3 protein-coding genes and 1 pseudogene are annotated in these 5,725 nt (G+C 67.6%); all 4 read right to left on the bottom strand.

Annotated elements, in window-relative coordinates; genetic code table 11:
* Nucleotides 1-444: 444 nt before the first annotated feature.
* Nucleotides 445-1,815 (bottom strand): hypothetical protein, encoded by a 1,371-nt coding sequence (locus tag V9U70_RS02280; RefSeq protein ID WP_336672714.1) that lies wholly within the window; start codon nt 1,813-1,815, stop codon nt 445-447.
* Nucleotides 1,812-2,420 carry an RNA polymerase sigma factor gene (locus V9U70_RS02275; protein ID WP_336672713.1) on the bottom strand — a complete coding sequence of 203 codons (609 nt, stop codon included), beginning with the start codon at nt 2,418-2,420 and terminating at the stop codon, nt 1,812-1,814. The genes V9U70_RS02280 and V9U70_RS02275 overlap by 4 nt, the downstream gene beginning before the upstream one ends.
* Nucleotides 2,417-2,728: a hypothetical protein gene (locus V9U70_RS02270; RefSeq protein WP_283901058.1), complete on the bottom strand. Its 312-nt coding sequence runs from the start codon at nt 2,726-2,728 to the stop codon at nt 2,417-2,419. Before V9U70_RS02270 ends, V9U70_RS02275 begins: the two co-directional genes overlap by 4 nt.
* Nucleotides 2,729-3,038: 310 nt before the next feature.
* A pseudogene (locus tag V9U70_RS02265) lies at nt 3,039-5,660 on the bottom strand (helicase associated domain-containing protein); the annotation flags it as partial.
* Nucleotides 5,661-5,725: the final 65 nt, after the last annotated feature.

Genomic DNA, 5,725 nt, shown 5'->3' with positions numbered 1-5,725 from the left:
GGCCGGCAGCCTGGCATCCTCCCGCCCCCAGGACGGCAACGCCCGCGCCAGCACACCCTCCTCCACGCCGCACAGGCCTGCCAGGAGCTGCCGCCCCGCCGTGTTCAACAGCACCTCGGCATCTGCCCGCGCGCCCCCGCCAGCGTGCCGAGGCTGGTGGCTGCGCCACTGCCAGCAGGACCGCAACACCGTCGCTTCGAGCCCGTAGCGGCCGGCGATGCGGCAGATCAGCGACGACGTCGTTTCCCTGCTGAGAGGGGCAACACGAAAGACACCCCCAGCAGCGACCGTCACCGGGCGGGTTTGGAGCATCGAACACCCACTCAACCTTCCTACGCAGGGCGTGCAGAGGCTCAGGCCGAGCCGCCTGCCAACGGGCTACTACATACTCGCGTCTGTTCCTCAGGCATTGGCTGCCTGGTGCAGCACCATGTGATGTGGGTGTTATCGGCGAGCGCCATGCGCGGCCCCTTCAACGCTCACGATGTCCGCCGCACCGGTCTCATCCACTACCAACTCAGGGCTTTCGGTCACCCAGAAGATCTTCAGGCAAGCCTCATAGCGCTGGTGCTCGGCATTAGAGGTTTCCAGAACAACCTCATCTCCGGCCGTGACCCACCGTGCGATGCGCTGGGAGCCTGCAGACGATGCCGCCTCATCAACCGCCCGAGGTTCAGACCCGAGCCGCATGACTCCATAGGTGAGCACTACATCAATGCCGCCGAATGAGCTTCCCTCAGACGCAAGACGCCTCAATCCACTGTGGAAGACGGCCGGCGACAAGTGTGAAAGGAGGTTTGGACGCGTCGCTACTAGAGGGTGTTGACGCAGCCACCCAGCGGTGCAGGCCTCGACGCCGGAGCGCTCCAGCAGGTGATCCCTCACCTGGCTGTAACCCTCGACAAGGGGACGCAGCCAAGCCCACCAAGTACTGACGTCGTTGGCATCGGTGCAGGTTGGCAATCCAAACCTCGATGGCGTGCCTAGGTCCCTGTCGACGGAGGTCACTACCGTGCGCACTGCCCCATCCGCCTTCACCGGCAGTGCGGGGTACTGCCGCTGCTCACTCAGGAGGCCATCGGGCAGGCAGTTCACGACAGTGATCGCCCGAGCATTCTTGAGTGCCTGCGCGAATGACGGCTCACCGATGACCAGCTGAGTCGCCCGGAGCGCCTCCTGCACCAGCAACCTGGCGTCTTGCTGCAACCGCTCGGCCTCGTCCAGAAGTTCCGCGCTCACGCGACGTTCTGCGGCCACACTGTCCCTCGTATCCGCCCACGCACGGTCAGCTTCCTCACGCGCCCTATCGACCAGCTCGTCCGCTGTGCGACGAGCCTGCGCGATGATCTCCTGGGCTTCTGCCTGGGCAGCGTTCATTGCCAGCTTGACCTCCGTCCAGTTCTGCAGAAGCCGGGTCCACTTCTCGAACTTGTGGGTGCCATCCTGCGGCGCGCCGATCGGGCATGGAGCCGCATCGGCCATAACGTCGACAGCGATCGGCTGGGCCAGGCCGTCCGCGAGCCCCGCTTCGATCTCTTCGAGGGCCTGCTCTGCGCCAGGAACGCTGTGCTCGGCAGCCACGCGCAGCCACCGCTTCGCGGAGATGTAGTTGCCACGCTGAAGGTTGTCCTGGCCCAGCGCGTACGCCTCGTGGCCGAGGATTGCGGCATCGGCCTGCGCTCGCAGCTGGGCACGCTCCTGCTCGTTGCGGCTCTTCAGCCGCTTCATAACCGCAGCGAAGCCGTCTGCCTTCTTAGCCGGGCTCACGGAGGGGGCCTCGAGCCGTTCATCGTCCCGGCGCTGGGTGGGGTTCACTGATGGGCCTCCTTCGCCGTCGTGATGATCTGGTAGCCCTCCATGCAGGGTGACTGTCGCAGCTTGTTCAACGCCGTCTTGAGAATCTTCTTCATGTTGTCGATGCCGACTTCCATGACCTCAGCGCAGTCCTTAACGGGCAGGTCGGCCACGTACCGTAGCTCCAAGGACTGCCGTTCACGCTCGCTCAGCCCCCGCAGTGCCATGTCGAGGTCGACACGGCGGACGACGTCGGCGAGCTCATCGTGATCTCCGGCGGCCGCAGCTGTGGTGAGGTCATCAGCCTCCAGAGTCTCAACGCGCCCCAAGCGTCGCAGGTAGTCGTTGAGGCGGCAGCGAGCGATGCGGTACAGCGTCGCCACGGGCTTGGGGTGCGCTGGATGGTCCGGCCACCAGGCAAAGAACTCCTCGAAGACCTGACTGAGGATTTCCCCACCATCGTCTTGGCCGGCCCTACGAGCCAAGAACCTGAACAGCTGCTCTACGTGCGTCTCGTAGAAAGTGGCCAGCGCCGCTTCGTCGACCACCTGCACGCCAGCGAACCGCCCGTCGGCCTCGACCTGGTCGAGGCCGCGCACCATTCCTGAGTGGTTCGGCACGGTCACCGGCGCCGCCCCGCCGAAACCGTACGGCTGCCCGCTGCCGCCTCGCGTCCGGCCGGGACTTTCCACTCGGCTGTCGGACCGCTGCTCATCAGCGACCACGCGCCAGCGTTTCCATCGTGGCGGACCCGGACATCCCGGCTGCCGCCGGAAACGTCGGACACCATCTCGGCCAGCAGTTCCTGCTCACGTACGCGGCGCTTCTCACGGGCCGTCTGCACCCGCCTCCACTCTCGTGCTCCGGCAACGACCATCGCGGCCATGAGCGCGATTACCCCCTCAGGCCCCAGCATCTCCTGCACCTTCTCCACCGCCCCGTTCCTCGACCGACTCGCCCTGTCCCCCTGTTCATCGCGCGAGCACCCCCCGACGGGTACTGGTGGGGCCCAAGATCCTCGAATCGAGCAGTACATCCCCTGCCTTGACCGCCTCGACTAGACCGCGCGGGCACCACCGTCAGCGGCGACGTCGACTGCGGCCTGGAACGATTTGAGCCCTACGACATGGAGTCTCCCCCGGGCACGTATGTCGCGGAACTAAGGGCAGCACGACCCCAGGTGCCATCAGGGCTCAGATTTCCCCGCGCTTGAACGAAGATGCCGACTGCGGGGTACTTGCACTTCAGACCCAGTTGATGCCGAGCTTGACGAGGGCTTCCAGCTGCTCTTGGTCGAGCTTGTTTCGCCTGGCGCGGGTGTTCGATACCCATACGCCCAGCCGTACGGGTACCGGTTCGGCTTCGCCGTCGACGGTGACCTCGACGACCGCTCCCCGGGGCACCGGCCGGTCCGTGCCTTCCCGCTCGACCCACTGCGTGAGGGCCGCCAGACCCCGCTGGAACGCCTCCTGTGCCCTGCTCGGGCTCTTGCCCGGCCCCTTCGTCGTGCGGGCCGCTGCCGGGGTCGGAGAAGGCAATTCAGCGATCGGGATGCCGAGCTTCGCCAGGCGCTCGCGCTGCTCGGGCATCAGCTGCGCCTGGACGCCCGCGTTCTGCTGCTTCCACCTCCAGGCCCCGATGTCGTCGCCGTCCATGACCACGCCGGGGGCGATGTACGGGAGCACCCCATCAGCGTCGACGAGGTCCGCGAGCACCCGGTAGTGCCGCTGCCAGTTCAGCGACCACGGGCAGTTCCAGTCCTCGTCGATCGCCGCCAGCTGCTCCGCCCGCTCCGCCGCGCGCTTGGGGTCTTTGCCGAGCCCGTCCTTGCGGCGGAGGTTGGCGAGGTGCTGCCCGATCGGCACCAGGCCCTCGGCTTCGCTCTCGCCCCACACGGCGTCCTGACGGGGTGCGAGGTGCCCGGTGGCTTGCCGGTAGGAGCGGAGCGCGGCGAGCTTGTTCTCCCAGGCTTCCTCGCCGGGCTCCCAGACCATCCCGGCCTCCGGCGCGTCCAGCAGCGTCTTGCGCCGCTCCTCCAGCTCACCCGCCCGCAGCGCCTTCCGCTGCTGATGAACCCATCGACCAAGCGGGAAGTCCTTGGTGACGCCGACCTCGACCTCGACGTCATATGGGACGGCGTAGAGGCCGGTGATCCCGTTCTCCCTCCGCCACCGGATCAGGGCCTGGTAGCCCTCCAGCCACACCAGCGACTCCGGCCGGTACACCCGGGTACGCAGGAACGCGGCGATCGTGGCCGCGTCGCGCGGGCTGGAGAAGTGCAGCAGCGCCGATTCGGCGGCGGTGTCGGTGTCGTCGTGCTCCTGGTCCTCGCCGTCGCTCTCGCCGTCGGCCCCGACGACTCGCCCGTTCTCGTCACGCTGGACGTGGACCTTGCGCTTGCCGCTCGTGAGCGCCCGGGAAGCCAGCTGTTCGACCAGACGTTCGTCATGCGAACGCAGACCCTGGAGTACGGCTACAAGGGGGCGGAACGAGGCGCTGGCGACCATGTCGGTGGGGTCCTCGTTCGGCTCCAGGAAGACGGGCACGATGATGCGAGCGATCTTTGTGGTGCCGTCGCGGTTGAGGCGGAGGGCGCGGCCGATGTTCTGGACGATCTCGACCTGGGAGCCGCGGGTGTCGGCGAAGCAGATCGAGTCGACTCCGCGCTCGCCGGTGATGTCGAGGCCTTCGCCGAGAACGCGAACGCTGGCGAGGAAGGCGCGGTGCACCCGGCGTCCGGCGGCGTCGATACCGTTGGCGAACTGGCGCAGGGCCTCGCGCCGCTCGGAGACGAGGTGGTCGCCGCACAGCCACGCCGACCACACGCGGTCTGGGGGTACGTGGCGCCCGGCTTCCAGCTCGTAGAAGTCCGCGTCGATCGACGATTTCGGGAGCTTGTCGGCGGCGGCCAGGTCGGCGTCGGACGTGTCGTTGACGTACAGGTCGGCGGCTGTCTCGGGGAGCTTGTCCGCGAACGCGCGGGCTTCTTCGACCTTCTGGTGGAACGTCATGACCGTACGCAGGTTGTACGCCGCCGCGTGCTCCAGAAGTGCGGTCTGCAACAGGGCCAGCCGCCGGCCGCGCCGTGCCTCTTCGGTCTCGCCGAGGACGGGGGCGGGGTCGCGGATCTCCAGGACGTCGATCTCGAATCCGGCGAGGATCTCCCGTTCGATCGCCTCCGAGAGGCCCAGCTCTGCGCCGGGGAGCCAGGCCCCGAACAGGCCGTCCGGGTCATCGGCCATGCTCGCGATCTCCGCCTCCTGGCCGCCGGTGCCCTTCTGCGGGCGGGCCGCGGCGAGGATGCGCGGGGTTGCGGTGAGGTAGAGCCGGAAGTCGGAGGGGATGCGCTGGTTGTCGTGGATCGCGGCCCACGGACGCCCGAGCTCGCCCGTGGTTGAGTGCGCTTCGTCCACGATGGTCAGGTCGAACGAGGCCATCTGCTGCCCGTACAGGCGCTCTCCGCCAGCCAGAGCGGCCTCCAGCGGCCCGCGAACCTTCCGCTGGCCTTCGGGTGCATTGACGTCCTCACGGTCCACGAGGGAGGCGTACGTGGCGAACACGACCACGGGCCCGGATCCGGCCCACAGGGCCAGCTGGATCGGGTTCGTGGTGGTCCGCACGCCCAGCGAGTTCAGCACCGCGTCGTTCTCCAGCGAGCACACCGCGACCATCGGCGCCCGGTGGCCCACCGCCCGCCACGCCTGGGCGGTCTGCGCGAGCAGGTCCAAGGTGGGGACGGTGACGAGGATCCGGCCGTCCGGGAAGCACTCCAGGGCGCTCGCGGCGGCCATGATCGTTTTACCGGAGCCGGTCGCTGACACGATCGTGCCTCGGGCACCCCGCGGGGGCACAGTTGATCTTGCAGGGATGGAAGTTCTCATGCTCTTGTCCGGAGTGATTCTCATTTCGATGTCCAGATAGGTGGATGCGG

The organism is Streptomyces pratensis (assembly GCF_037137275.1).
In the GTDB taxonomy this organism is placed as follows: Bacteria; Actinomycetota; Actinomycetes; order Streptomycetales; family Streptomycetaceae; genus Streptomyces; species Streptomyces pratensis_B.
Note: the sequence above shows the minus strand (reverse complement) of the source record. Positions and strands in the feature narration are given on the sequence as shown.